The 25,341-nt window shown below is 75.3% G+C and carries 22 protein-coding genes and 1 riboswitch; of the genes, 9 read left to right on the forward strand and 13 right to left on the reverse strand.

Annotated elements, in window-relative coordinates; genetic code table 11:
• The 4 genes from PATMI_RS37380 to PATMI_RS29150 form a co-directional block, all read right to left on the reverse strand.
• The coding region (locus tag PATMI_RS37380; RefSeq protein ID WP_245604146.1) for an amidase family protein at nucleotides 1-871 on the reverse strand (871 nt) is incomplete at its 3' end.
• On the reverse strand, nucleotides 868-2,985 hold the full coding sequence (locus PATMI_RS0110780) for a 5-oxoprolinase/urea amidolyase family protein (protein WP_157260717.1): 2,118 nt from the start codon (nucleotides 2,983-2,985) through the stop codon (nucleotides 868-870). The genes PATMI_RS0110780 and PATMI_RS37380, both read right to left, overlap by 4 nt.
• Nucleotides 2,982-3,770 (reverse strand): DUF1989 domain-containing protein, encoded by a 789-nt coding sequence (locus PATMI_RS29145; RefSeq protein WP_051471347.1) that lies wholly within the window; start codon nucleotides 3,768-3,770, stop codon nucleotides 2,982-2,984. Before PATMI_RS29145 ends, PATMI_RS0110780 begins: the two co-directional genes overlap by 4 nt.
• 23 nt (nucleotides 3,771-3,793) lie before the next feature.
• Nucleotides 3,794-4,618: an urea amidolyase associated protein UAAP1 gene (locus PATMI_RS29150; protein WP_051471349.1), complete on the reverse strand. Its 825-nt coding sequence runs from the start codon at nucleotides 4,616-4,618 to the stop codon at nucleotides 3,794-3,796.
• A 48-nt stretch (nucleotides 4,619-4,666) separates the two neighbouring features.
• Nucleotides 4,667-4,775: riboswitch (guanidine-I (ykkC/yxkD leader) on the reverse strand.
• A 192-nt stretch (nucleotides 4,776-4,967) separates the two neighbouring features.
• Here PATMI_RS29150 and PATMI_RS34385 point away from each other — a divergent pair.
• The 3 genes from PATMI_RS34385 (at nucleotide 4,968) to PATMI_RS29165 (ending at nucleotide 8,684) form a co-directional block, all read left to right on the forward strand.
• Nucleotides 4,968-5,735 (forward strand): GntR family transcriptional regulator, encoded by a 768-nt coding sequence (locus tag PATMI_RS34385; protein WP_084269859.1) that lies wholly within the window; start codon nucleotides 4,968-4,970, stop codon nucleotides 5,733-5,735.
• A 287-nt stretch (nucleotides 5,736-6,022) separates the two neighbouring features.
• Complete coding sequence (locus PATMI_RS29160; RefSeq protein ID WP_051471353.1) at nucleotides 6,023-7,519, forward strand: APC family permease; 1,497 nt, start codon at nucleotides 6,023-6,025, stop codon at nucleotides 7,517-7,519.
• Between the two features lie 256 nt (nucleotides 7,520-7,775).
• The gene (locus tag PATMI_RS29165; RefSeq protein WP_051471354.1) at nucleotides 7,776-8,684 is read left to right on the forward strand and encodes an SDR family NAD(P)-dependent oxidoreductase; all 909 of its coding nucleotides are present in this window, start codon (nucleotides 7,776-7,778) and stop codon (nucleotides 8,682-8,684) included.
• A gap of 20 nt (nucleotides 8,685-8,704) precedes the next feature.
• On the opposite strand, the gene PATMI_RS37915 is transcribed toward PATMI_RS29165, so the two are convergent.
• On the reverse strand, nucleotides 8,705-9,376 hold the full coding sequence (locus PATMI_RS37915) for a hypothetical protein (protein WP_026910906.1): 672 nt from the start codon (nucleotides 9,374-9,376) through the stop codon (nucleotides 8,705-8,707).
• A 187-nt stretch (nucleotides 9,377-9,563) separates the two neighbouring features.
• Here PATMI_RS37915 and PATMI_RS0110815 point away from each other — a divergent pair, with 187 nt between their 5' ends.
• From PATMI_RS0110815 to PATMI_RS0110830, 4 genes are all read left to right on the forward strand, one after another.
• Nucleotides 9,564-10,655 carry a M20/M25/M40 family metallo-hydrolase gene (locus tag PATMI_RS0110815; RefSeq protein WP_026910907.1) on the forward strand — a complete coding sequence of 364 codons (1,092 nt, stop codon included), beginning with the start codon at nucleotides 9,564-9,566 and terminating at the stop codon, nucleotides 10,653-10,655.
• Nucleotides 10,652-11,515, forward strand: a complete 864-nt coding sequence (locus PATMI_RS34390) for an HAD family hydrolase (protein ID WP_051471356.1) — start codon at nucleotides 10,652-10,654, stop codon at nucleotides 11,513-11,515. The genes PATMI_RS0110815 and PATMI_RS34390 overlap by 4 nt, the downstream gene beginning before the upstream one ends.
• Nucleotides 11,516-11,577: 62 nt before the next feature.
• A complete protein-coding gene (locus tag PATMI_RS0110825; RefSeq protein ID WP_026910908.1) occupies nucleotides 11,578-12,924 on the forward strand; it encodes a M20/M25/M40 family metallo-hydrolase in 1,347 nt (448 codons plus the stop codon).
• Between the two features lie 92 nt (nucleotides 12,925-13,016).
• A complete protein-coding gene (locus PATMI_RS0110830) occupies nucleotides 13,017-14,303 on the forward strand; it encodes a hypothetical protein (RefSeq protein WP_169738353.1) in 1,287 nt (428 codons plus the stop codon).
• A gap of 36 nt (nucleotides 14,304-14,339) precedes the next feature.
• On the opposite strand, the gene PATMI_RS37920 is transcribed toward PATMI_RS0110830, so the two are convergent.
• The gene (locus PATMI_RS37920) at nucleotides 14,340-15,095 is read right to left on the reverse strand and encodes a hypothetical protein (RefSeq protein WP_036725689.1); all 756 of its coding nucleotides are present in this window, start codon (nucleotides 15,093-15,095) and stop codon (nucleotides 14,340-14,342) included.
• Between the two features lie 199 nt (nucleotides 15,096-15,294).
• Between PATMI_RS37920 and PATMI_RS0110840 the strand changes: the two genes are divergently transcribed.
• On the forward strand, nucleotides 15,295-17,421 hold the full coding sequence (locus tag PATMI_RS0110840; RefSeq protein WP_026910910.1) for a WD40/YVTN/BNR-like repeat-containing protein: 2,127 nt from the start codon (nucleotides 15,295-15,297) through the stop codon (nucleotides 17,419-17,421).
• A gap of 59 nt (nucleotides 17,422-17,480) precedes the next feature.
• On the opposite strand, the gene PATMI_RS0110845 is transcribed toward PATMI_RS0110840, so the two are convergent.
• A complete protein-coding gene (locus PATMI_RS0110845; protein ID WP_026910911.1) occupies nucleotides 17,481-18,107 on the reverse strand; it encodes a hypothetical protein in 627 nt (208 codons plus the stop codon).
• Nucleotides 18,108-18,545: 438 nt separating this feature from the next.
• Nucleotides 18,546-19,433: a DsbA family oxidoreductase gene (locus tag PATMI_RS0110855; RefSeq protein WP_026910912.1), complete on the reverse strand. Its 888-nt coding sequence runs from the start codon at nucleotides 19,431-19,433 to the stop codon at nucleotides 18,546-18,548.
• A gap of 56 nt (nucleotides 19,434-19,489) precedes the next feature.
• Between PATMI_RS0110855 and PATMI_RS0110860 the strand changes: the two genes are divergently transcribed.
• The gene (locus PATMI_RS0110860) at nucleotides 19,490-20,398 is read left to right on the forward strand and encodes an alpha/beta hydrolase fold domain-containing protein (RefSeq protein WP_026910913.1); all 909 of its coding nucleotides are present in this window, start codon (nucleotides 19,490-19,492) and stop codon (nucleotides 20,396-20,398) included.
• Nucleotides 20,399-20,607: 209 nt separating this feature from the next.
• Here PATMI_RS0110860 and PATMI_RS35865 read toward each other — a convergent pair whose 3' ends face one another.
• The 5 genes from PATMI_RS35865 to PATMI_RS34395 form a co-directional block, all read right to left on the reverse strand.
• On the reverse strand, nucleotides 20,608-20,778 hold the full coding sequence (locus tag PATMI_RS35865; protein WP_084269861.1) for a CsbD family protein: 171 nt from the start codon (nucleotides 20,776-20,778) through the stop codon (nucleotides 20,608-20,610).
• A gap of 111 nt (nucleotides 20,779-20,889) precedes the next feature.
• A complete protein-coding gene (locus PATMI_RS0110870) occupies nucleotides 20,890-21,924 on the reverse strand; it encodes a hypothetical protein (protein ID WP_026910914.1) in 1,035 nt (344 codons plus the stop codon).
• A 147-nt stretch (nucleotides 21,925-22,071) separates the two neighbouring features.
• Nucleotides 22,072-22,743 carry a DUF1707 SHOCT-like domain-containing protein gene (locus PATMI_RS29180; protein ID WP_051471358.1) on the reverse strand — a complete coding sequence of 224 codons (672 nt, stop codon included), beginning with the start codon at nucleotides 22,741-22,743 and terminating at the stop codon, nucleotides 22,072-22,074.
• A 171-nt stretch (nucleotides 22,744-22,914) separates the two neighbouring features.
• The gene (ettA, locus tag PATMI_RS0110880) at nucleotides 22,915-24,567 is read right to left on the reverse strand and encodes an energy-dependent translational throttle protein EttA (protein ID WP_026910915.1); all 1,653 of its coding nucleotides are present in this window, start codon (nucleotides 24,565-24,567) and stop codon (nucleotides 22,915-22,917) included.
• 80 nt (nucleotides 24,568-24,647) lie between these two features.
• On the reverse strand, nucleotides 24,648-25,238 hold the full coding sequence (locus PATMI_RS34395; protein WP_169738354.1) for a cupin domain-containing protein: 591 nt from the start codon (nucleotides 25,236-25,238) through the stop codon (nucleotides 24,648-24,650).
• Nucleotides 25,239-25,341 lie beyond the last annotated feature (103 nt).

Consider the following 25,341-nt stretch of genomic DNA (forward strand, 5'->3'; position numbering starts at 1 on the left):
CGGCGCGGCCGGCCGGCCCGATCCGCGCCGCGGCCGGGTCGGGGCCGGTGGGCCGGCCGCGCGACCACGGGTCCCGCGGGTCGATCGGCCCGTCGGGGAACGCGGCCGCCGGGGTCGCGGCCGTGAGCGCGGCGAGGACGGTCGCGGCGGTGTCGACGTCGCGGGTGAACACGGAGACGCAGTCGAGCGACCGGCACGCCGGGACGACGCCCGCCGCGCTGAGCCGGCCGCGGGTCGGCTTGAGCCCGACGATGCCGTTGAAGGCGGCCGGGACGCGCCCCGAACCGGCGGTGTCGGTCCCGAGGGCGACGTCGACGTCGCCGCGCGCGACGGCGACCGCCGACCCGGAGCTCGAGCCGCCGCTGACCCGGTCGGGATCGGCGACCGAGCGGGGCGCGCCGTAGGGCGACCGCGTCCCGACGAGCCCCGTCGCGAACTGGTCGAGGTTCGTCTTGCCGACCGGGACCGCGCCGGCCTCGACGAGCTGGTCGACGACCGTCGCGGACCGCCCGGGCTCGTACGCGAACGACGGGCACGCCCCCGTGGTCGGTGCGCCCTCGACGTCGATGTTGTCCTTCACCGCGAACGTCAGGCCGGTCAGCGGCGCGAGCGGCCCGGCCGCCGCGGCGCGGGCCACGAAACCGTCGAGTGCGCCGTCGCCGAGGACGTGCAGGAACACCGGGTCGTCGTGGGCGGCGGCGCGTTCGCGGGCGGCGCGGGCCAGGGTCGCGACATCGGTCGTTCCCGCGCGGACGGCGGCCTGGGTCGATCCGGGCGCCGCGTGGACGTCACCGGCCGCGTGCGTCGCGCCGTGGTGCTGCCCTGTCGTGCCGTGCACGTCGGCGGGGACGGGGACCCCGGCCGCGCTCATGCGGCCCACGACGCGCGCTCGGCCTCGAAGGCGGCGGACCGCCGTGCCCGGTGCGCGTCGATCGCGTCGACGTCGGTGGACTCGAGGGCCCGGCGGTCGGCGAGGGTGAAGGTCCGCTCGCGGATCGAGACGACGTGGTGGCCGTCCTTCGCGCGGGCCCGCAGGCGCAGCAGCTCGTCGGCGGAGACGAGCTCGAACCGCAGCACGTCGAAGTGCCGCAGCAGCCACGGCTTCTCCGGCGACCGACCCTCCTCGTCGCGGCGCATCCAGACGGGGACGGTGCGGCCGAACAGCTGGTAGCCGCCCGGGCCCTCCATCCCGTAGACGCAGAGGAAGGCGCCGCCGATGCCGACCGCGTTCTCCGGCGTCCAGGTGCGTGCCGGCGTGTACTTCGTGGTGACGAGCTGGTGGCGCGGGTCGAGCGGCAGGGCCACGGGGGCGCCGAGGTAGACGTCTCCGAGGCCGACGACGACGTACCGGGTGTCGAGGATCAGGTCCTGCACCGCCTGCTTGTCGGGCAGGCCGTTGATCCGCCGGATGTACTCGATGTTGTCCGGCGCCCACGGGGCGTCCGGGAAGACGTGCTCCTGGTAGTGGCGCATCGCCTTGACGGCCTCGGGGTCCTCCCACGAGAGCGGCATCGTGACCTCGCGGGCGGGCACCTCGAGCGCGTCGGTGGCGGGCAGCTCGTGCTCCAGACGCTGCAGCTCGTCCATCAGGCGCGGCAGCGCGATGCGGTCGGGGTCGAAGCGGACCTGCAGGCAGCGGACGCCCGGCGTCAGGTCGCGGACGCCAGGGAGCGCGGCCTCGCGGATCGCCTGTTGCAGGCCGTGGACCCGCAGGCGCAGCGCGAAGTCGATCGACGGGTCGCCGTACTCGACGACGACGTTCTCGTCGCCGGCGCGCCGGAAGCGCATCGTGGGCTGGCCGTCGCGGCCGGGCAGCTCGGCGAGGACGGCCGGGGCGGCCTCGGCGGGCGGGGCGGGGCGCGCCGACTGCGCGGCGACGTCGCCGGCGGTCGGGGGGCCGCCGAGCGGTCCGGCGTCCGTGTCCTCGTGGGCCGCCCGTCGCGACGCCACGTCGAGCTCCAGGGTCACGTCGTCCCCGGGCCGCAGCTGCCCGAGCTTCCAGCGGTCGTCCCGCACGACGCAGAGCGGGGCGCAGAAGCCGCCGAGGCTCGGGCCGTCGGGGCCCACGATGATCGGAGTATCGCCCGAGAGCATGATCGCGCCGAGCGCGTAGGGGGTCTCGATCACGTTCGACGGGTGCAGCCCCGCGTCGCCGCCGTCGCGCCGCGCGAACTCCGCGACCGGGCCCGACAGGCGGATGCCGGTGCGGTCCGCGTGGCCGTGGACCTCCCACGGGCCCGCGAGCAGCCGCTCGAGGCCGGCGGCCGTGAGCAGGTCGGGGGCGCCGTGCGGGCCGTGCTGGACGCGCAGGGTCCAGTCGTGGGTGATCGCGGGCGGGTCGGCGAGGTCGGCGCGGGGGCGCGCCGTCAGCGGGGCATCGTCGGCCGATGCCGCGGTGGACACGTCCGCCGGTGCGCTTCCCGCGCGCGTCGCCGGACTCCCGCCGCCGGCCGCCCCGACCGGCAGCCGGTCGCCCGCGGCCAGGACCCGCCCCTCGTGCCCGCCGATCGCGCCGGCGAGGAAGGTCGCGCGGCTGCCGAGCTCCGGGGCGACGTCGATCCCGCCCCGCACGGCGAGGTAGGCGCGGACGCCGGCGCCGGTCACCCCGCCGACCGTGAGCGCGGCGCCGGCGGGCACGCGCACGACCGCGTCGAACGGCACGGCCGAGTCGTCGACGTGCAGCGCCACCGCAGCACCGCAGACCGCGACGACCGCGCCGCCCGGGAAGCGCAGCGTGGGGCCGTCGAGCGTGATCTCGAGCCCCGCGGCGTCCGCGTCGTTGCCGACCAGGGCGTTGGCGCGGGCGAGCGACCGCGCGTCCATCGCGCCCGAGGGCGGCACGCCGACCTCCCAGAGCCCGAGACGCCCCCGCTCGTCCTGGACGGAGGTCTGCAGGCCCGGGCGCTCGACGTCGACGACGCGGAGCATCCCGGCGAGCGTCGTGCCGCAGGCGACGCCGGCCCACGCGTCGGCCGTGGTGCTCATCGCCCCGCCCCGTCGGTCGCGGGCTCCGTCCCGGGCCGCGCGGCCGGGGCGTCGGGATCGCCCGCGGCGGCGGTCGCCGCGTCCCACGTCAGCAGGCGCACCGGGGTCGGGTCGTAGCCGTTGCACGGATTGTTCAGCTGCGGGCAGTTGCTCAGGAGGACCAGCACCGGGCGCTCGGCCCGGACCTCGACGTAGCGGTCGGGCGCGGAGATCCCGTCGTCGAACCGCAGGCCGCCGTCGGGGGTCAGCGGGACGTTCATGAAGAAGTTCACGTTCGCCGCGAGGTCGCGCTTCTGGAGGACCTCGCCGTGCTCCAGACCGACCCGAACGAACGTGTTGCGACACGCGTGCATGTGCCGCGTGTGCTTCCCGTAGCGGACGACGTTGGACTCCTGGGAGCACGCGCCGCCGAGCGTGTCGTGGCGGCCGCAGGTGTCGCCCGTGATCGTCACGAGGGCGACGCCGTCCTGGTCGACCAGCGTCGAGCCGGCGCGCAGGTAGACGTTGCCCTCCGACCGGATCGTCGCCGCCGCCGAGTAGCGGGAGCCGACGTCGTCGGCGGCGTAGAAGAGGGTGTCGGCGGCCTGGTTGCCGCAGAGGTCGACGATCCGCAGGCGCTCCCCGGCCTCCAGGCGGACGAGGCGGCCGTCGCCGGCGGGCACGACGTCGTCGGCGCGCGCGTCGACGGCAATCAGGGCGCTCTCGCGGATGCGGCCGCCGGGGACGTCCGGCAGGTCGACCAGGCCGTCGGTGGGGGTGGTGCGGGGCTGTTCGGTGGTGCTCATGGGTGCTCCGGGACGGACGAGGGTCAGGCCGCGACGGGGCCGAGGAGGGTGGCGAGCTCGCTGGCGGCGAGGCCGCGCGCGTTCTCGGGACGGAGCAGGCGGACGACGTCGTCCGGGCCCGCCGGGGCGATCGGCTCGATCGCCAGGCCGACGGGGTGCGGCGCCCAGGCCGCGACGTCCTCGTGCGGGTGCGGCCCCGCGTACAGCGCGACGAGCACGTCGAGCTCGGCGCGCAGGACGACCGACGCGCCGGGGTGCGAGTGGCCGGCCCGCAGCGCGGTGGTCCCGTCCTCCGCGACGTCGACGACGCTGAAGAGGTTCACGACGTCGCCGAGGTCGCGACGCCCGAGGCCGTGCTTCGCGAGCTCCGTCTCCAGCGCCTCGCGGCCCGAGCGCCACCGGGCGTTGCGGAGGTCCTGGTACGGCGCGGCGCCGTGTCGCGCCGTCAGCAGCCGGTCGTCGCCGAGGCCGCCGAACGGGTCGTGCCCGCCCACGTCGTCCGCGACGATCGAGAGCAGGATCCGGCCCATGTCGGAGTACAGCGCGTGACCGGTGCTAAGGCGCGAGGTGAACTGCTGCTTGAGCGTGTCGCCCATGCAGTACCGCTCGGAGGTGTCGGCGGCACGCAGGGCGGTCAGCGCGACGGTGCCGCTCCCCGTCGGATCGGTCAGCCGCAGGGCCAGGCCGCGGCGCACGACGCCGGACCACGTCCAGCCACCGGGGACCTCCGTCGAGTGCAGGGCAGGGGTGCGGGCCCCACCCCGAGCGTCGCGGATCGAAGCCGCGTCGGACTGCGACGGGGCTCGGGGCACCCGCTCGGGCTCGTGGTCCTCGGACGTCTCGGGCATGTGGAACCTCCTCGTTGAACGACGAAAGCCCAGGGGACGACGAGTCGTCTCTCCCGGGCTTTTCTCCCTCCGTGCAACCCGGCTATGTGCGGTGCCGGGTCTGCCCTCTCGGACCAGTCCCGCACCGTGGCGCGGCGGAACCCTAGGGCACGGACCACGTTAGGTCCGACCATTGCGTGGCGCCTTGGACGGGTGGCGAAGATCCCGGCCGGGGCGGTTGTCCGCGGTGGAGGGAGCAGCCAGGCCGCCAGCGGGCGCGGGGTGCCGATGTGACGTTGGCGTCGGTATGCGACGCGAACGCAGAAGTGGGCGGTGCGACGGTGTGCCCGACTAGAATCGGTCCATCGCCGTGCCGCCGTCAGAGAGCTCGCCCGTGGCGCTGCGGCCCGTGGACGTCACCGCCGCGGAGGGCCGGTCGCTCGCCGACCTCGCGCACGAGGCGCTGCTCGCCGGGATCCACGCCGACGCGTTCCCGGACGACCGCCTGCCGCCCGAGGCCGAGCTCGCCGGCCGGCTCGGCGTCAGCCGCCCGACCCTGCGCGCGGCGCTGCACGCGCTCGAGGCCGACGGCCTGATCACCCGGCGCCGGCGCTTCGGCACGTCGATCAACCGCCACGTGCTGCGCTCGGCGATGCGCCTGAACCGCCTGGTGTCGTTCACGTCGCTGATCGCCCAGCAGGGCCACGAGGCGACGGAGACCCACGCGCTGCGCTCCGCGCCGGCCGGGGTGTTCGGCGTGGCGCTCGGCGTCGACGAGGCCGCGCCGTGCGTCGTCGTCGACCGGCTGCTGCACGCCGACGGCGACCCCGTGATCGCGGTCCAGGACGTCGTCCCCGCCGAGCGCCTCACGGTCGCGGTCGAGGGCGTGGACCCGGGCGACTCGACCTTCGCGTTCATCGCGGCGTGCTGCGCCGCACCGGTCGACTACGCCACGACCGACATCACGCCGAGGGTCGCGGCCGACGGCGAGCCCGCCGGGCTGCTCGTCCGGCCGGGCGAGGCGTACGTCGAGCTGCTCGAGACGCACTTCGCCCGCGACCACGAGGTCGTCGGGCTCTCCCGGGTCTGGGTCGACCCCTCCCGCGTGCGGCTCTCGTTCGTGCGTCGGCAGGCCTGAAGGCCGGATCCACCGATCCTCGGGTCGTCTCGACGCCGATGACCTTCGCGTGACCCGACCGGACACGATCGAATGGTCGCCGACCGTCCTCACGTGTCCGATCGACCCACACTCGATCCTCGACGCCGAGACACCGCCGATCATCGGCGGATCCGGCCTGATCGCGGCGCTCCTCCACGGCCGCGCGGGCCCGCACGCGAGGGCACGCCACCGGGCCAACCGGCGGGCGCCCGGCCTTGGACGACGGTCGATAAGCGGGGGCGGAGGGCGGTCCTATGGTCCGACCTATGACCAGCACTCCCGTTCCGGGTGGCTCCTCCGCCCCTCCATCGCCGGCCGGTGCGCACGCCCCGGACGGCGTCCTCAAGCGCGACTTCACGCTGCGCGCGACGTTCTCGCTCGCCTTCGCGTTCATCTCCCCGATCATCGCGCTCTACGCGATCTTCGCCCTCGGCCTGGGCACCGCCGGCGCGTCCTTCTGGTGGGCGTTCCCGATCGTCCTGGTCGGCCAGTTCCTCGTCGCGCTGACCCTCGGCGAGCTGTCGAGCCGCTGGCCGGAGGAGGGCGGGCTCTACCAGTGGTCGCGCCGGATGCTCGGCCGGACCTACGGGTGGGTGACGGGCTGGGCCTACGTCTGGACCCTGATCGCGCTGATGGTCGCCACCGCCTACGCGGCCAGCCCGTTCCTCGCGGGCGTCTTCGGCAACGACGACCCGAGCACCGTGCTGCGGCTCGTGATCGCCCTGGGCTTCGTCGCCGTCGCGACCCTCGCCAACGTCGTCGGCCGCAGGCCGCTGCAGATCTTCGTCCTCGTCTCGATCGGCTGCGAGCTGATCGGCTCGGTCGTGATCGGCACGATCCTGCTCGTCTTCCACCGCGAGAACAGCCTCTCCGACCTCTTCACCGGCGTCGCCGGCGGCAGCGGCTCGTTCGCCTTCGGGCCGTTCCTTGCCGCGGTCGCGATCGTCGGCTGGGCGTTCATCGGCTTCGAGAGCGCCGCCGACGTCGCCGAGGAGGTCGAGGAGCCCGAGAAGAACGTCCCCAAGGCGCTGATCGTCTCGCTCGTCTTCGTCGCCTGCATCGTGATGTACGCCGGCCTGGCGCTGATCCTCGCGATCCCGAACCTCCCCGCGGTGCTCTCCGGCGAGGTCTCCGACCCGATCGCCGCGACCCTGTCGGCCGAGCTCGGGTCCTGGATCGTCAAGCCGATGTTCCTCGTCGTCTCGACCGGGTTCTGCGCCGGCATGGTCGCCGTCGGCGCCGCGGTCTCCCGCGTGGTCTTCGCGATGTCCCGCGAGCGCCAGCTGCCCGCCGCGACGTTCATGAGCCGGCTCTCGCCGCGCGAGGGCCTGCCGGTCAACGCGATCCTCGTGACCTCCGCGGTCTCGGCCGTCGTCCTCATCGGCGCGGTCGCGGTCGACCTCTACGACACCCTGATCGCGCTGGCCTCGGGCGGCTTCTACATCGCGTTCGCCCTGCCGGTGTTCGCACTCCTGGTCACCCGGGCCCGCGGGCGCTGGGAGCCGGGCGTCTTCCGCCTGAAGGGCGTGCTCTCGGTCGGCGTCAACGTCGCCGCCGCGGCCTGGCTCCTGTTCGAGGTCGTGAACATCGCCTGGCCACGGGCGATCGGCGCCTCCTGGTACGTCGAGTGGGGCTGCATCCTGATGTTCGCCCTGATCGCTCTCGGCGGCCTGATCACGCACCGGATGGTCTTCGGCGGCCGGCGCGGGGCGGCCCACGCCCGCGAGGCCGAGGGCCTCGGGGTCGGGGTGGCGGCGGACTGACGGGGCCGGTCCGCCGAGCAGGGGCGAGCGTGGGCGAGCAGGGACGGGCGCGGGCCGCGCGTGGGCGAGCGCGGGCCGCGCCGACGGACCTGTCTCGAGGTCGCTCCCGGTCGGAGATCGACCACCATCGCCCCCGCCACCGGACCGCGAACGTCCCGAGGTCGCTCCCGGTCGGAGACCGACCACCATCGCCCCCCGCGCGTCCCGGCCCGCGCGTCCCGCGGACCGACGCCCCCGTCCGGGTAGCCTCGGCGGCATGTCCCTGATCGACCGCCTGCCCGGTCGCGGCCCCGCCGCTCCGCCCTCCCGCCTCGACGGGCGGACCACGGTCGTCTGCGGCGGTGCCGGCGAGGTGGGGGAGGGGATCGTCAGCGCGCTGCTGCACGCCGGGGCGCGCGTCGCCGTCCCGTCGCGGCGGTCCGAGCGGCTCGGTCAGCTCGAGCAGCGGCTCGCGAAGGCCGGCGCCCCGGTCGAGCGGCTCGTCCCGGTGATCGGTGACCTCTCGGACGGCGACGGCGCCGCGCGACGCCTCGCCGCGGACGTCCAGCGCCTGGCCGGACCGCCGGACCTCGTCGTCGCCGCGCTCGGCGGCTGGGACGTCGGCCCGCCGCTCGCGGAGCTGCCGATCGAGGAATGGGAGCGCGTCGTCCACGACGGCCTGCGCAGCCACCAGCTGGCGATGCACGCGTTCGTCCCGATGCTGCGCGACCGGCCCGGCGCGGGCTACGTGATGATCAACGGCGCCGCCGCCCGCTATCCCGTCCCGGGGTCCGGCGCGGTCTCGACGATCGCGGCGGGCGAGCTGATGGCCGCGCAGGTGCTGGCGGCCGAGGAGTCCGGGTTCGGCGTCCAGGTCGAGGCGTACGTGCTCGGGCCCGTCGGGACCCGCTCGCGCGAGGAGGCCGCGCCGTGGATGGCCCGCGCCGAGCAGGTCGGCGAGGTCATCGCGCAGCGCGCCGGCCGGCGCCTGGCCTCGGAAGGCGGCCCCGCGGGTCCCGCGACCGTCATCGAGATCCTCACGTCCGGCGACCTCGCCCGGGCACGCGACCTCGCACCCGGCGGCGTCCGCGGCGCCACCGCCGGTCGCGCCGGCTGGGTGCTGTGGGGGCTGCAGACCGGCGGGATCAACCGCCAGGTGCGCCGGGGGACGCCTCCGCGCGGGTAGCGCGGGGCGCCTCCGCGCGCTCACCCGACAGGCGTGGCGATGATGCTCGTGTCCGTCACGGCGACGGCGTCGGCCGCCGTGTCGCACCGGACCTGGATCGTCGTCACGGCGCCCGGTGTGACGGCCTGCAGGGCCACGGGCGTCGTGCTGTTCGGGGCGGCGGGCTTCAGCGTGATCTCGTCGCGTGCCGTGCCGTCCGCGACGATGTTGCAGTCGAAGCTCGCGCTCCCGGTGCTCGTCAGGCTCATCTTCGCGTGCACGACGTAGCGCGCCGACGGGACCGCCTTCTCGAGCACGACGCCGGAGGAGTTCATGCCCAGGTTCTTGCTGGCCAGCGTGGCGGACTGCGGCACGACGATGCCCGCGGGGCCCGCCGGACCAGCGGCGCCGACCGCTCCGGCCGGACCGACGGGCCCGGTCGGCCCGGCCGCACCCGCCGGGCCGACGGCGCCCGTGGCCCCGGTCGCGCCCGCCCTGCCCTGCAGCGCCTTGACGGTCGAGGCGCTCAGGTCCGAGCTCGTCAGCGAGCGGTTCTTCACCTGCTTGCCGGTCACGGTGCCGCTCCTGATCCGCTTGCCGTCGATCAGCGCCGCGGCGGTCGCGGTGCCGCCGAGCGCGACGAACAGCGCGAGCAGGGCGACGAGGAGGGACGGTGACGGACGACGCGGGCGGCGGGTCTCGGTGGTGCTCATGGGGATCGGCTCCTTCGGGGGTTCGGTGGGCGGTCCCCGGCCGGCCGGTGCGGCGAGGACGCGGGGGCAGCCTCCGTCCCGGCCCGCCCGGTGTCATGCGGGAGGACCCCCGAAGCTTTTGGCGCGTCGGCGGTCGTCGGCCCCCGACGGCACCGGGACCCGTGCCCGCGCGCGATACGGTCCGGTCATGAGCCTTCCCCCTGTCCTGCGCGACCTCCTGACCGCCCCGGGCCCGTCCGGCCGGGAAGGGATCGCCGCGGGCGTCTGGCGCGGCCACGCCGAGAAGTTCGCGACGCTCGAGCGCGACACGTTCGGCTCGACGGTCGCCCGGGTCGCCGGGACGTCCACGGAGGACGGGACGTCGGCGGGGACGTCCGAGGGTGGCGTACCGTCGCTGGCCGTCGTCGGGCACATCGACGAGATCGGCCTGATCGTCACGCACATCGACGACAAGGGCTACCTGCGGATCGCCGCGGTCGGCGGGCAGGACCCGCAGCAGCTCGTCGGGCAGCGCGTGAAGCTGATCACGAAGAACGGCCTCGTCCCCGGCGTCATCGGCAAGAAGCCGATCCACCTGATCGAGGCCGACGAGCGCTCGCGGGCGGCCAAGCTCAAGGAGCTGACGATCGACATCGGCGCGACCGACAAGGACGACGCCCTGCAGGCCGTGCGGATCGGCGACGTCGCGGTCGTCGACGCGGAGCCGCTGGAGCTCCGCGGCGGCCGGGTCGCGTCGCGCTCGATGGACAACCGCATCGGCTCGTTCGTCGCCTACGAGGTCGCCCGCCTCGTCGCCGAGCAGGGCGGCGCGCCGGGCGAGGTCCAGGCGTGGGCGGTCGCCCGCGAGGAGACCGGCCTGCACGGTGCCGCGACGACGGCGCACCGCGTGCGGCCCGACATCGCGGTCGTGGTGGACGTGACGTTCGCCAGCGACCAGCCGGGCGTCGACACGAACGAGATCGGCGAGCACCCGCTCGGCTCCGGCCCCGTCGTCGAGCTCGGGACGCCGCTGCACCCGTGGGTCGGCGACCGCCTGATCGAGACGGCCGAGGCCGAGGGCATCCCGTACACGATCAGCGCGACGGGCCGGGGGACCGGCACCGACGCCGACGCGATCAACATCGCCGCGGACGGCATCCCCACCGGTGTCATCGGCGTCCCGCTGCGCTACATGCACTCGGTCGTCGAGACCGCGCAGGTCGAGGACATCCTGAACGCCGCGAAGCTCATCGCCGCGTTCGCCCAGGGCCTGACGTCCGACGTCGACCTGCTCCGGTGAGCGCCGCGGAGGGGGCCGGAGCGTCCGGCAGGACCGCGGACGAGCGGGCGCTGGACGAGGCCGGAGCGGAGGTCGTGCCGCGGCCCGCGCCGCCCGTTGCCGGCCACGTCGCACCGGGCGGGCCGATCCCGGTGCTCCTGCTCTGGGACATCGACGGGACGCTGCTCCTGCGCGCGTCGGCGTCGCACGCCCTCGCCGTGTGGGAGGCCCTCTGCGCCATCCACGGGCTCGAGGACCGCCAGCTGCTCCGCGACCAGCGGATGGCCGGGATGACCGACGGGCAGATCGCCCGCGAGATCCTCACGAACGCCGGGATCGAGGGCGCCGTCGTCGACCAGCACGCCGAGGCCGTCCACGACCGGATCTGCGCGACCTACGTCCCCGGCGACCTCGAGACGCACGTCAGCCCGGGCCTGGAGCCGGTGCTGCGGGAGCTCTTCGACCGCGGCGACGTCGTCCATTCGCTCGTGACCGGCAACTTCGAGCGCGTCGCGCGGCGGAAGCTCCAGGCGGCCGGGATCGGCGACTGGTTCGACCCGCGCCTCGGCGGCGGCTTCGGGTCCGACCACGAGGACCGGCTGCTCCTGCCCGCGACCGCACGCCGCCGCGCCGGGGAGGCGCTCCTGCCGGGCGACCGCCCGTGGCCGACCGACCGCACCGTCGTCATCGGCGACACGCCCCGCGACATCGCCTGCGCCCGCCACGACGGCGTCCCCGTGATCGCGATCGCCACCGGCGGTCACCGCCCCGAGGACCTGCAGGACGCCGACGTCGTGGTCGACGACGCGGCGGGGCTCCCCGGAGCGCTGACGGAGCTCTTCGGCCCGGCACCCCGCACGTCCGCGACGGTCCCGGCGTGACCCCGCACCGCGCCTGACCGCGGACCCGTCGACCACCCCGTCCCCCGACCCCGAGGACCCGCATGAGCACCGTTCCCCCCGTCGACACCACCCGCCTGCGCGACGCGCTCGAGCGTCTCGTCCGCATCCCGTCGGTGGCCTTCCCGGGCTTCCCGGAGGCCCCGGTCCGCGAGGCCGCAGACACGACGGTCGCCGTGCTGGAGGAGGCCGGCGTCACCGGCATCGAGCGCGTCGACGTCCCGGGTGCCCCGCCCGCGATCTTCGCCCACCTCCGCGCCGCCGACCCGGACGCGCCGACGGTCCTGCTCTACGCCCACTACGACGTCCAGCCCGCCGGGCCCGACGAGTCGTGGACCTCGCCGGCCTGGGAGCCGACCGAGCGCGACGGCCGCCTCTACGGCCGCGGCACCGCCGACGACAAGTGCGGCGTCGCCCTGCACGCCGCGGCGCTCGCCGCGCTCCTCGGCGACGGCGGTCCGGGGCTTCCGGTCCACGTGAAGGTCCTGATCGAGGGCGAGGAGGAGACCGGCAACGGCACGCTCTCCAAGCTCGTCGCCGCCGACCCCGAGCGGTTCGCCGCCGACGCGTTCGTCATCGCCGACGGCTCGAACGTCGCGACGGGGCGGCCGACGCTGACGACCTCGCTGCGCGGCATGACCGTCGTCGACGTCACGGTCGACACGCTCGAGGCGCCGGTCCACTCCGGGGTGGCCGGCGGTCCGGGCCCGGACGCGCTGCTCGCGCTCTCCCGCCTGATCGCCTCGCTGCACCACGACGACGGCTCGGTCGCCGTCGAGGGCCTCGACGTCCTCCCGTGGGACGGCGCCGCGATCGAGCCCGACGCCTGGCGCGACGAGACCGGCGTGCTCGAGGGCGTCGACCTGCTCGGCGCCGGACCGATCGCCGACCAGCTCTTCGTGCGCCCGTCGGTCACCGCGATCGGCATCGACGCACCGACGGTCGACACCGCCGCCAACGCGCTGATCCCGCGGGCCAAGGCGCGTCTCAGCGTCCGTCTCGCCCCGACCCAGGACCCGGCCGCGGCGGCCCAGGCCGTGATCGCCCACGTCTTCGCGCACACGCCGTGGGGCGCGCAGGTGACCGTCGCCGAGGGGCCGGGCGCGCCCGGCGCGATCCTCGCGGGCGACGGCCCGATCGCCGAGGCCGCCGGCCGCGCGCTGGAGTCCGGCTACGGCGTCCCGGTCACCCGGATCGGCTCGGGTGGCGCGATCCCGTTGTGCGCCGACCTGTCGTCGATCTACCCCGACGCGGCGTTCGTCCTCTGGGGCCCGGGCGACGAGCGCTCGCGCATCCATGCGGGCGACGAGTCGGTGGACCTCGCAGACCTGGAGCGCGCGGCGGTGGCGGAGGTCGCGTTCCTGGTGGATCTGGGGGCGGCCACGGGCTGACCGCTGGTTGGACGTCCGTCCGATCGACGCTCGCGGGCACGCACCCGCTGACGTACGATGGGCGCGTCCAAGGGAGCGGTATGCGTGGCGTGGTGTGGGGGTCCCCGGCGGTGGTCGGGGTGCGGAGGGACGACCGACCAGCAGGCGGGGCACGCCGGCCGACCGTCGCGTCGCGGGCGGCGCTGCTCGCGCTCGCCCTGGTGCTGCTCGTGGTGCTGGCCGGCTGCGGCGGGAAGGACGATCCGCGCAAGGACGTCGCCGCGGCGCTCGAGCAGCTCCAGACCGCGGTCGGGACCGTCCCGGCGAAGATGGATCGCCGGGTGGTGTGCGCGGGACTGGACGAGCGGACGAGGACGGCGCTGGACCGCCTCGGACAGGCCGTCACGGGAGTCCCGGACGAGGCGGACTGCACCGACGTCCTCGGCGCGGCGCGCTGGCGGGTCCGTCCGCTGGCCGCCGCCGGGACCCCTGGCACGGTCGACCTCGAACGGATCACCGTCGACGGCGACACCGCCACCGTGCGCCCCACCGGGTCGGGGGCACCGGTCCGGTTCCGACGCGCCGACGGCGAGTGGTTCGCCGATCTGTACGCCGATCGCCGTTGGCGCTACCGGCTCGAGCGCTTCCGGGCGTGCACGGCGGCCGGGCGGCGGTTCGGGCGGCTCCGTCTGCCGTCCGCGAAGCCGGCGGCGGTCGAGCGGTACCTGCGTGCGGAGGTCGCGATCCTCCGGCGCTACGAGCGGGACGTCGCCGCGCGGAAGGCACCCTCCGGCCTGCGGGCCGCCGACGCGAAGCTCCGCCGCGCGCTCGCGAAGGCCCGGCGCAGGACGCAGGCGGCGGCGGCCGGCGTCGACGGCGACCCGGTGGCCGCCGGATCGGCGCTGGAGTCGACCCTGCGTACCGGGTGGGACCCGGCCGCGCAGCTCCCGGGGGCGGTGAGCCGCGCCGCCTACCCGATCACGGAGGGCTGCGCCAACGCGTCGGCGCTGCCCAGCGGGCTCAAGCGGATGAAGCGGTCGTGCGACGCGGTCGTCCGGAGGGTCGTCGAGTTCGAGGACATCGACACCCCGGCCGAGTACCGGCGCGTGAGCGTCCGTGTCGCCGGGTCGATGCGCCGGCTCGGGCGGGCGATCGAGCGCGAATCCCCGTCGCTGATCGTCGACGACGTCCACACCCGGACGGTCCGCAACGTCCGGCGGTGGGCGTCCGACCTGCTGGACCTCGCCGACCCGGTCAGGGACGGCGACCTCCCGCGGTTCCTGTCGCTGGCGCGGCAGCTGAGTCTGAGCGGCGCGGTGATCGACCGCGGGCTGGCGCAGCTCGGCGTCGTCTGCACGATCCCCGAGCGCCTGCCCTCGGCGTCGACGATCACGTCCTGAGCGCCGCCCGGTCCGGCGACGGCGGGGGAGGGGAGGTCAGTCGCCCCCGCCGCCCCCGCCGTCGCCTCCGCCACCACCGTCGCCGCCCCCGCCTCCGCCGTCGGAGAAGCCGGAGTCGAACGACGAGTCGAAGGCGGAGTCGAACGAGCTGTCGAAGGCCCCGTCGAAGGACGAGTCGAAGGCACCGCCCACCGCACCGTCGAACGAGCCGTCGAGCGCGCCGCCGGACCCGTCGTCGTCCGGACGGAGGTCGTGGTGCCCGCCGTCGCCGCCGACGAAGAAGAAGAACGGCGCGTCGGACGCGTCGGCGGCGCCGGCACGCTCGCGCTCCCTGGCGTCCTCCTCGAGCAGCGCGTCGCCGCCCGGGGTGCGCACGACCACGCGCCGGCGGAACAGGCCGAGGACCTTGCGCTCCTCCTCCCGCACGAGCCCCATGCCCGTGAGGTCGACGAGCGCGGCGTCCCGCACGCTGCGCGCCGCGCCGCCCCGGGCGAGGTGCTTCGCGACGGCGCCGAGCTCCCGGGCCGACCGTCCGTCGTGCACCTCGGACGGCACCGCCAGGACCTCCCGGAGCGCGACCTGCAGCGCCCGCGACGGCGGCGTCGGCGTCGGGCCCTCGACGAGCAGGAGCTTCGGGCCCTTCCTCCGGCCCCGCCCGGTGCGCTCCTGCTGCTCCACGCGCAGCGCGCCACGGGCGATGAGCTCCTTCACGGCCAGCTTCAGGAGCGAGCGGCCGTCCGTCCGCTTCAGCTTCCGGAGGACGAGGATCAGGGTGGGGGAGGTACCGGACACCCCGCGATGGTGGCACGCGCGGTGTGCGGTGTCATCAGCCGAAGCGCCCTGAGCACCCGAGCGCCCGGAGGCCCTCCGGGGACCGGCGGCGCACGCGCCGGGAGCCGCCCGCGCGGCGGCGGACCGCACCTTCCGGTGCCCACCCGGGTTCTCCTGGGCGACGGCCGCGTCCCGGACGGCCGGAGCCCAGGAGCGCCCCATGCAGCACCCATCGGTCCTCGCCGTCCTCACGGCGACCGCTACGTTCGGAGCCGCCGCGTCGGCCGCCGCGGCCCCCGTCACCACGAACTGGTCGGGGTGGGAGAACGCCGCACCGGTCGGCGTCCCGTCCGTCGGGCAGCTCGCGGTGTCACCGACGAGGACGGTCGTCGTCGGGCGCTCCGACAACGGGCGCTCGGCCTTCGTGGTGCGCGACGCATCGCAGGTCCTGCGCCTCGGGATCGTGCAGACGGACGACGGGCAGAACCAGCTGCGCCTGCGGATCCTCGGCGACGACCACTACCTGCTCGCCCCCGAGTGCGGCCTCGACCAGGGCGCGACCCGGGCCATCGAGACGACGGACGGGGGCGCGAGCTGGGGCACCGCGCCGACCGGGTCGTGCGTCGCCCAGCCGACGCCGGCGAACCTGCGCGCCACGCCGCTGACGAACGAGCAGGTCGACGGCGTCGCGACGCAGACCGGCGGCATCGAGCGCTCCGACGACGGCGGCGCGACGTGGACGTCGGTGCCGTTCCCCGGCCCCGACGTCGACGCGGACGGCGCCCCGGTCCCGGTGACCCGGGTCCCCGGCGGGGTGCCGCAGATCGTGGACGCCGGCGACGGCCGCGCGGTCGCGCCGGTGGCCGGCGCGCTCCTCGTCACCACCGACGGCGGCCGGACGTTCGCCCGCCGGACCCTGCCCGCGATCCCCGGGTACGAGCTCGCGAAGCTCCGCCCGCGGATCGTCCTGTGCCGCACCGACGGCACGTGCCTGGTCGAGGTCGCCCGGCCCGACGGCTCGGCGCCCGTCGACCTGCGCTTCGACGGCACGACCTTCGGGCCGCAGCAGCCCGCGGCACCGGCGTCCGTCGTCCCGAGCGGCGGCGAGGGGCTCGTCGGACTCGACGGCGGTCGCGGCCTCGTGCGGTCGGCGGACTTCGGCGCGACGTTCGAGACGGTCGCCGCGCCCCTCCGGCCCGGTCGGCGCAACGTCGGCACGCACGGGCTGCTCGCCCTGGCGGGACCGCTCGGGCTCAGCGTGGCCGCGACGGCGGAGGACCCGACCTGGAAGGAGCTCCCGCTCCCCGAGCAGCAGGTGCTGCAGGTGGCGGGGACGCCCGACCAGCCCTACGCGCTCGTCGACGGCGGTCGGATCCTGCGCTTCTCCGGCGGCGCGTGGGCGCCCGTGGCCGACGTGTCCGCGGTCGCGCCCTCGACCCTCGCGGTGTCGTCGTCCGGGCCGGTCGTCGCCGGGCGTCGCGGCGTCGCGCGGGTGACCGGTGGCCGTGTCGTCGTGGCGGACAGCCCCGCGCTTGCCGGCCGCGCCCTGACGGGGCTGTCGGCCCGCGGCAGGCTCGTGTTCGCGTGGGGGAGGACGGCGGTGGCGCGCTCCCGCGACGGCGGGGCGACGTGGTCGTCCGTGCGGGTGCCGGCCACGCCGGTCGTGGACGTGCAGGTGCTCGGGACGACGTCGGCGATCGCCCTCGGTCCGGACGGCCTCTACCGGACCACGGACGCCGGCGGGCGGTTCACGCGCGGTGCGGCGCTGCCGTCGATCGAGACGCTGTTCTACTACGGCCAGAACGACCCCCGGATCGAGTTCACCACGCCGAGGCGCGGGATCGTGGTGACCCGCGACGCGGTCTTCCGGACCGGGGACGGCGGGGCGACGGCGACCCTCGTCCCGACCCCGGAGCGGGCCCGACCGACCCTGGCGGTGCCCTACCGCGACGGGCTGCTCTACGAGGATCCGGTGCTCGGCCTGCCGCTGCGGAACGGCACCCTCCTCACGGGCCCGAAGCCGTCGATGACGCTCCTGCGCGCCGGGAAGGTGCTGCGGACCACGAGCGGCCGCGAGAAGGCACGGACGACGCGCCGGTCGGTGACCGTCGTCGGCCGGTTGCGCGGCGCCCCGGTCGCCTCCCGCGTCGTGCTCTTCGAGACGCTGCGCGGCGGGACGTACGGCAACCAGCGCGCCTCGGTGTCGACGAACGCCGACGGCACGTTCCGCAGGAAGATCGCCCTGACCGACGACCGGGCGCTGGGCGTGAAGGCGTTCTACGCCGGGTCGGTCGACGCCACGCGGAGCACGCGGAGCACCACGAGCCCGACGCTGCGGATCCGGTAGCGGCGCCCGGTGCGCCCGGGGTCCGTGCCGTCCCCGGGGCCTCGGGCGCCGGCGACCGCCTACCGCGCGATCCGCAGCGTCGCGGTCGTCGCGGGGCCGGTCGCACCGCGGAGCGCCAGGACGACCGTGGCGTCCGGCGTCCGGCGGAGCGCGGCGCGCGCAGCACGCGGGACGGGGACGCGGACCGTGCGCGTCCCGGAGCGCTTCGGCACGCGCACGCGGACGGCGGCGAGCTTCCGGCCGGCCTTCGTGCCGCGGGCGGGCACCCGGAACGTCGCGGTGCCGCTGCAGGCTCCGGGGCACGTCACCCGGACCGCGACGCTGCGCCCGCCGGCCTGCAGGCGCGCCCGGCCCTTCGGGACGGACGGTCGCCCCGGCGCGGTGCCGGTCCCCGCGCGCGGGGGCGTCGTCGTCCCGGGGCGGGCGGGGCCGGCGGGCTGGTTCGCCGGGGTCGGGGTCGTCCCGGTGGTCCCGCCCCCGCCGAACGGGTCGACCTTCGTGAGGGTGATCGTGCCGCGGAACGTCACGCGGCAGGCGGTGCGGTGCGGCTGCTCGTCGAGCGCGGTGGGGCAGTACGCGGGCTGCCCGGCGGCCGGACCCTCGAAGAGCTGGATCACCTTTCCGGCCGCGGTGGCCTCGGGCGGCAGCGCGAAGTCCACGCCCAGCGGCCCGAGCTTCCCCTCCACGTCGCCGTCCTCGGTCGCGGCGCTCTCGATCGCGAACGACCGCGGGCCGGCGCCGCCGTGACGGCCGGTGTCCTGCGAGGATGCGGCCGTCGGCGGCGCGCTCGATGCTCGCGAGGAACCCGGAGGTGACGTGGGTGCTCGTCGACAGGGACGCGTCGTGCTCGAGCGCCGGCGTGTGCGCCGACCCGGTGTAGGTCGTGTCGACGGTCGCGTCGACCTGGACGTCGTAGTACTCGGGCGTGGCCGCCGACGCGGGGCCGGCGAGGCCACCCGCCGCGAGTGCGGCGGTGGAGAGGGCGGCGGCGACGGTCGCGGCCGGTGAACGGACGATGTGGCTCATGCCTCCACCGTGCCGGGGCGCCCCGTCCCGGGCGACGGGGACCACCCCAGGGGTGACCCCCATCCTTGCCCGGGGCCTCCGCGGCCCCGGGCCCCGCCCTATGCGGCGGTCCAGTACGCGTCGTTGCCGACGGGGTGCTCGGCGGCACCGGCGGCGACGAGCTGCTCGCGGGCCGCGGCGCGGTCGTCGAGGTCGAGGACCCCGGCGATCTCCTGCGTCGACAGCGGCTCTCCGGCGGCCCAGGCGACGACCTCGCCGGCGTCCTCGGCCCACGGGCGCTGCTCCAGGCCGGGGGCGACGTTCGAGACGAGCGTCTCGATCGTCAGCGGGGTGTGGAAGCCGGGCGCCTCGAGCGAGACCTCGCCCGCGGAGAGCCGGTAGCTCGGGCACGTGTATCGGCGGCCGGGGCCGGCGTCCTCGCCGTCGCGCGGCGTCCAGTCCTCGCCGGAGTTCGCGAGCTTCTGGTCGAGCGCCAGCGCCGCGGGCGTCGGGTGGCGGGTGTCGTGCAGGTCGGTGAGGAACGCCTGCTCGACCGCGTCCTCGGCCACCCAGCCGCGGACCTCGGCGACGTCGAACCCGGCGCGCGTGATCGCGGTGTCGATCGTGTCGTCGGCGGACAGCTCGCGGCCCTCCGACAGCGCGAGGACGTGGAGGCGGCGCAGCAGCGACACCGCCGCGTCGACGCCCCGGTGCTCGCGCACGGCGACGATCGCCCGGCATGCCGGCCACGTCGCCCCGACCGGACGCGAGGAGCCGGTGAAGAGCGGCTGGCCGTAGGTGTCGAACAGCCGCAGGACCTCCGCGGCGCGCTCCGGGGTGAAGCCCATCTTCTCGTACGACGCGCCGCTCTCGGACAGCCCGGCCATCCGCAGCGACCAGTCGAGCTGGTCGCCGTAGCGCCACTTCAGCCGCCAGCGGATGGGCTCGGCGCTGAAGGCCCAGGGGCAGGCCGGATCGGTGAACGTGGTGACCGCGACGGTGGACATGGGGACGACGCTAGCGGACCGGGGTCCGGGTCCCGTTGCCATTACGGTCTGCCCGGATGCCCAGTCCGTCGGCCCGTCTCGTCACCGCCGTCATCCGCGCCACGGGGCGCAACCGGACGTACCTGACGGCGGAGGGCGCACGGGCCCGCGTGCTCGAGCGCGCGGTGCGACCGACGAGCTTCGCCCCGCCCTCCCGGCTGCGGCGCGACGTCGCGATCACCGCCGAGCGTCACCAGGGCCGACCGGTCTACGTCGTGACGCCGCGCGACCGCGTGCCCGTGGGCGGCGTGGTCTACGTCCACGGTGGCGGCTGGGTCAGCGAGATCGCCGTCCAGCACTGGCGCCTCGTCGCCGCGCTCGCCGCGGAGGCCGGGGTCGCGGTGACCGTCCCGATCTACCCGCTCGTGCCGTTCGGGACGGCCGCGGAGGTCGTCCCGTGGATCGCCGACCTCGTCCTCCGCGAGCAGGCCGCCCGCGGTCGGGCGGTGGTCGGCGGCGACTCGGCCGGCGGGCAGATCGCGTTGTCGGCGGCGATGGTCCTGCGTGACCGGGGCGACGCCGCCCCGGCCCGGACGGTGCTGATCTCCCCGGCGGTCGACCTGACGTTCTCGAACCCCGAGATCGACGCCGTCCAGCCGCACGACCCCTGGCTCGCCGTCCCGGGCGGCCGCGTGCTCGCGGACCTCTGGCGGGGGGACCTGCCGCTCGAGGACCCGCGCGTCAGCCCGCTGCTGAACGACCTCTCGGGGCTCGGTCCGCTCAGCGTCTGGAGCGGGACGCACGACATCATGAACCCGGACGCGCGGCTGCTCGTCGCCGCGGCGGGGAGCGCCGGCGTCGCGGTGCGCTCGCACGAACGGCCGGGCCTGCTGCACGTCTATCCGCTGCTGCCGACCGCCGAGGGCCGGGCGGCGCGACGGGACCTGGCCGCCGAGGTGCGGGAAGCCGTGGCGCCGCACCGCTGATCAGCGGCGGGGGAGCGGCCGGCGCGACCGCCGGGTGACCGACGGGCGTCCGCCCCGCCGGCCCCGTGGACGACGACGGCCCGCCGTCCTCGGGGGACGACGGGCCGGTGCGGGTCGTCCGGCCCCGCCCGTCGGGACGGGGCGGACCGGGACCCGGTCGGATCGGCACCCGGACCCCGCGGTGCAGGGTCGAGGCGCGCGGAACGGGACTACTTGCCGGTGACCTTGTCCTTCACGGCGTCGATCGCGCCCTCGACCTTGTCCTTGAGCTTGCCGGCGTTCTGGTCGGCCTTGCCCTCGGCGCGGAGCTGGTCGTCGTCGGTGGCGGCGCCAGCCGTCTCCTTGACCTTGCCCTTGAGCTTGTCGGTGTTCCCGCTCATGTGATCGTCCCTCGGGTCGTGTGGGTCGGGCGCCGCGCGACGGGATCGTCGCCCGATTCGCCCTCGTCAAATCTGTACCCGGTCGGCGGCGGCCTACGCCTAAGGATCGGCTCAGCGTCGCTTGACGGCCTTCGACGTGAGCTTCTTACTCTGGTACACGACCGCGATCCGCGTCGTCCCCCTGGCGAGGTGGAGCTTCTTCGCGCTGGCCTTCGCCCTGCCGCGCACGATCGTGCGGGTCACGGTCGTGACCTTCTTGCCGCGGGTGGCAACGATCGCGATCTGTCCGGTCACGAGGGCGTTGCAGGAGACCGTGACGCTGCCCTTCGCGCTGAGCCTCGACGGGGAGATCGTGCACTTCGGCACCGGGATCGGGCCGACGGTGAACGGTCCGGAGTCGACGACCTGCAGCGGCGTGGCGTCGTCGGTCGACCGCGCCAGGTACCCGCAGAGGTGGTACGAGCCGTTCGTCCCCGGGGTGTCGACGTTGACCGTCGTGGTCGTCGGCCCACCGAGGACGTCCTGGTTGTAGACCGGGGCCGAGTACTGCTGGTTCGCCGACTGGTTCGGTCCGCACGGGACGCCGCCGACGTTCAGCTCGACGTTCACCCGGCGGCTGACCTCGGCGAAGGTCGTGAGCGTCAGGGGGACCTTCACGTCCGCCTTCACCTGCGGCGGGAAGGACATCGCGAGGGACACCTGGGGCTCGCGGACCGTGAGCGGCCCCGAGGCCGCGGACTGGAGCGGGGTGCTCGAGCTGTAGCCGTCGGCCGCGTAGACGCACAGGGTGTACGTCCCGGCGGTGGCGATGCTGTCGCCCGTGAAGCTCGCCCCCGCCGCGAGCTCGGCGGCCGACACCGAGGTGTCCTTGGCGTACACCCCGTCGTTCGTCCCCACCGTCGGCGCGCAGGCGATGCCCGGCGCGTTGATCTCGACCCGCACGACCCCTGAGCTCGTCGACGTGATCTGCCCCGTCGCGCGGAACACCAGGGGCTTGTCGACCACGGCGTCGCCGTTGGTGACGGCGACCGAGGACACGGTCGTCGTGGCTCCCGCGGTGGCCGGGACGACGAGGGCGGCGAGCAGCGCAGCGGCCGCGACGGCGGACCGGACGGGACGTGATGGGCGGGTTCGGGACGGTGTCATGGGAGCAACCGTACCGGCGACGATCGGGCGTGGCGGGCACTCCAGGGGTGGACGGGACACCCCCTCCACGAACGTCGGGCGGGTCGCCGCCCGCCCCTCGACGAAAGGCCTCCGCCGGATGACGGAGACGGCCATCGGCTCGGTCGGCTAGGCGCCCAGCCGTCCGCGGAAGAGGTCGGCGAGGTGCTCGCGCAGGCGCTTGGCCCGGATGCGGACGTCGCCGAACCACGTGAACCCGGTGAGCTCGACGACCGGGGCGCCCGGCGGTGCGCTCTGCCCGGCCTCCTGCCGGACCTTCCCGAAGCCGGTCCGCGCACGGACGTCGACGAGGACGCCCTGGGGGACGAGCAGCGTGACGTCCCCGAAGACGCTGGAGGCCTCGAGGTGGATCCGGGAGTGGGCGACGACGGCCTCGCGCAGGTCGAGGTCGATGTCGCCGAACACCGTCGACCAGCGCCCGACGTACGGGACGCGCCACGGGCCGGCCTGCCGCAGGTCGCCGAGGATCGCGGTGCAGCGTTCGGGCGCGCGGGCCGCCGCGCCGCGGGTGGTCGCGACGATCGGGTCCGACCAGCCGTCCGGTGGCGGGGCGGGGTCCTGCGGCGTCGGGCCGGGGAGGTCGGCGGTGAGCGCTGCGAGCTCGTCCCGCGTCCGGGCGGTGCCGGCCGCGGCGATCCGGTCGGCGAGCTCCTCGAACGTCAGGCGTCCCTCGGACGCCGCGTCGCGCAGCAGGTCCATGACGTGCTCGCGCTCGGCGTCGGAAGCCCTGATCGGGACGGGATCGCGGGGATCGCGACCGGGGGCGGCCTCGCCGGGCATCACCCGATCGTACCCCGGCGGGCCGGGGCCCTCGCCGGGCTGTGCGCTGTCGCCCCTGCTACGGCCGTCTCGGCCGGGCCGGCGTCGGTCCACGGGCGGACCCGGCCGCCGCGGCCGCCGGGCGTGCCGGGTGGGTCTCGGCCGGACCGCTGGCCCGGCCGAGACCCACCATCAGCGCGCGAGCTTCTTGTACGTCAGGCGGTGCGGGCGGTCGGCCTCGTCGCCGAGCTGGTCCCGGCGGTACGACTCGTACGCCTGGAGGTTGCCCTCGAACCACGTCGCGGTCGAGTTGCCCTCGAACGCGAGGATGTGCGTGGCGATGCGGTCCAGGAACCAGCGATCGTGGGAGATCACGACGGCGCAGCCCGGGAACGCGAGGAGGCCCTCCTCGAGCGCCTGGAGCGTCTCGGTGTCGAGGTCGTTGGTCGGCTCGTCCAGCAGCAGCAGGTTGCCGCCGCGGCGCAGGAGCTTGGCGAGGTGGACGCGGTTGCGCTCACCGCCGGAGAGCGAGCCGACCTTCTTCTGCTGGTCGCCCTTCTTGAAGTTGAACGACGCCACGTACTGACGGGAGTTCATCTCGCGGTCGCCGACCTGGACGTAGTCGAGCTTCTCCGAGATCTCCTCCCAGACGTTGTTGTCCGGGTCGAGGTTGTCGCGCGACTGGTCGACGTAGGAGAGGTCGACGGTCTCGCCGAGCTTGATCGTCCCGGCGTCGGGTTGCTCGAGGCCGGTCAGGAGCTTGAACAGCGTCGACTTGCCCGCGCCGTTGGGGCCGATCACGCCGACCATGCCGCCCGGGGGCAGCGTGAACGAGAGGTCCTCGAACAGGAGCTTGTCGCCGAAGCCCTTCGAGAGCCCCTTCGCCTCGATGACGGTGTCACCGAGCCGCGGGCCCGGCGGGATCGTGATGCGCGTCTCGTCCAGGCGCATCGCCGACTGCTCCTTCATCAGCTCGTCGAGGTTGTTCAGACGGGCCTTCTGCTTCGTCTGACGGCCCTTCGGGTTCTTGCGCGACCACTCGAGCTCCTCGTTGATCCGCTTCTGGCGGGCCACGTCGGTGCGCTTCTCCTGGGCCATGCGCTTGGCCTTGTTGTCGAGCCAGCCCGAGTAGTTGCCCTCGAACGGGATGCCCCGGCCGCGGTCGAGCTCCAGGATCCACCCGGCGACGTTGTCGAGGAAGTAGCGATCGTGGGTGACGGCGACGACGGTGCCCTTGTAGGCCTCGAGGTGGCGCTCCAGCCACGCGACCGACTCGGCGTCGAGGTGGTTGGTCGGCTCGTCCAGCAGCAGCAGGTCGGGGGCCGAGAGCAGCAGGCGGGCGAGCGCCACGCGGCGCTTCTCGCCACCGGAGAGGTCGACGACGTTCCAGTCGCCGGGCGGGCAGCGCAGCGCGTCCATCGCGTACTCGACCTTGGCGTCGAGGTCCCACGCGTCGGCGGCGTCGATCTCGGCCTGCAGCCGAGCGAACTCCGCGGCCGTCTCGTCCGAGTAGTTCATCGCCAGCTCGTTGAACTTGTCGACGAGGCCCTTCAGCTCCTTCAGGCCCTCCATGACGTTCTCGTGGACCGTCTTCTGCTCGTCGAGATTCGGCTCCTGCTCGAGGATCCCGACCGAGGCGCCGGCCAGCAGCGTGGCCTCGCCGTCGAAGTCCGTGTCCTGCCCGGACATGATCTTGAGCAGGGACGACTTGCCCGAGCCGTTGATGCCGAGCACGCCGATCTTGGCGCCGGGGAGGAAGGACAGGGACAGGTCCTTGAACACCGTCTTGTCCGGGGGATGCACCTTGGTCAGCTGGTACATCGAGAAGACGAACTGCGTGCTCATGGGCTGAACGGTACCGGGGTGCCCACGGAATCCGTGTGCGGGACCCGGTGCGGGCAGGGGATCCGGCGTTCCCGGGCCCGCTACCAGCGCACGTACCGCTCGCGCAGGCGGCGGTCGACGCCCTGACGTCGCCCGATCGCCGCCGCGACCCACAACACCGGCGTCAGCAGGCGCAACCGCCCCGCGAGCCGGATGTCGCTCGAGCGCAGCAGCAGCCCGAGGTGGCGGAGGTCCTTCGGCAGGTGCCCGCGGACGGCGCCCTCGGCCGCCAGCCCGGCGCCGATCTGCTGCATCTCCTCGAACCCCCGCGAGGCGGGCTCCAGCGTCACCCGGAAGCGGACCGGCCGACCGGAGGCGTTGACGAAGCGGTGGACGACGCCGATCGGGACCTCCGCGACCGCGCCGGTCCGGAGCTCCTGCGACCGGCCGTCGACCTCGACGGTGAGCGTTCCCTCGAGGATGTCGAAGCGCTCGAGGTAGGTCGTGTGGGTGTGCGGCGGAGTACCGGACCCGGGCGCGAGCTCGACGGCGACCCGCGTGCGGGCGCCACCGGTCTCCTCCGCGGTCTCCAGGAACGTGAGGACCTCGCCGCCGCCGTCGACGGCGACCCGGCGGGGGTGGCCGTCGTCGGGCGGGAGGGTGGTCGCGGTCGGTGCAGCGGTCGTCGTCATGCGGCGAATCTGGACGACGACGACCCGCCGCACATCGGGGAACCCCCCAACGTCGTCCCGGGGATCCCTGGGACGGGGGCGGCCCGGGTGCATCCGTCCGGCG

It is taken from the genome of Patulibacter minatonensis DSM 18081 (genome assembly GCF_000519325.1).
Taxonomy (GTDB): domain Bacteria; phylum Actinomycetota; class Thermoleophilia; order Solirubrobacterales; family Solirubrobacteraceae; genus Patulibacter; species Patulibacter minatonensis.

Excerpts from the sequence above, each read along its gene's own strand:
- PATMI_RS0110780 (WP_157260717.1), bottom strand. The coding sequence starts at position 2,985 with ATGAGCACCACGGCCGACGCGTGGGCCGGCGTCGCCTGCGGCACGACG.
- PATMI_RS29145 (WP_051471347.1), bottom strand. The coding sequence starts at position 3,770 with ATGAGCACCACCGAACAGCCCCGCACCACCCCCACCGACGGCCTGGTC.
- PATMI_RS29150 (WP_051471349.1), bottom strand. The coding sequence starts at position 4,618 with ATGCCCGAGACGTCCGAGGACCACGAGCCCGAGCGGGTGCCCCGAGCC.
- PATMI_RS29160 (WP_051471353.1), top strand. The coding sequence starts at position 6,023 with ATGACCAGCACTCCCGTTCCGGGTGGCTCCTCCGCCCCTCCATCGCCG.
- PATMI_RS29165 (WP_051471354.1), top strand. The coding sequence starts at position 7,776 with ATGTCCCTGATCGACCGCCTGCCCGGTCGCGGCCCCGCCGCTCCGCCC.
- PATMI_RS37915 (WP_026910906.1), bottom strand. The coding sequence starts at position 9,376 with ATGAGCACCACCGAGACCCGCCGCCCGCGTCGTCCGTCACCGTCCCTC.
- PATMI_RS0110815 (WP_026910907.1), top strand. The coding sequence starts at position 9,564 with ATGAGCCTTCCCCCTGTCCTGCGCGACCTCCTGACCGCCCCGGGCCCG.
- PATMI_RS0110825 (WP_026910908.1), top strand. The coding sequence starts at position 11,578 with ATGAGCACCGTTCCCCCCGTCGACACCACCCGCCTGCGCGACGCGCTC.
- PATMI_RS0110840 (WP_026910910.1), top strand. The coding sequence starts at position 15,295 with ATGCAGCACCCATCGGTCCTCGCCGTCCTCACGGCGACCGCTACGTTC.
- PATMI_RS0110855 (WP_026910912.1), bottom strand. The coding sequence starts at position 19,433 with ATGTCCACCGTCGCGGTCACCACGTTCACCGATCCGGCCTGCCCCTGG.
- PATMI_RS0110860 (WP_026910913.1), top strand. The coding sequence starts at position 19,490 with ATGCCCAGTCCGTCGGCCCGTCTCGTCACCGCCGTCATCCGCGCCACG.
- PATMI_RS35865 (WP_084269861.1), bottom strand. The coding sequence starts at position 20,778 with ATGAGCGGGAACACCGACAAGCTCAAGGGCAAGGTCAAGGAGACGGCT.
- PATMI_RS0110870 (WP_026910914.1), bottom strand. The coding sequence starts at position 21,924 with ATGACACCGTCCCGAACCCGCCCATCACGTCCCGTCCGGTCCGCCGTC.
- PATMI_RS29180 (WP_051471358.1), bottom strand. The coding sequence starts at position 22,743 with ATGCCCGGCGAGGCCGCCCCCGGTCGCGATCCCCGCGATCCCGTCCCG.
- ettA (WP_026910915.1), bottom strand. The coding sequence starts at position 24,567 with ATGAGCACGCAGTTCGTCTTCTCGATGTACCAGCTGACCAAGGTGCAT.
- PATMI_RS34395 (WP_169738354.1), bottom strand. The coding sequence starts at position 25,238 with ATGACGACGACCGCTGCACCGACCGCGACCACCCTCCCGCCCGACGAC.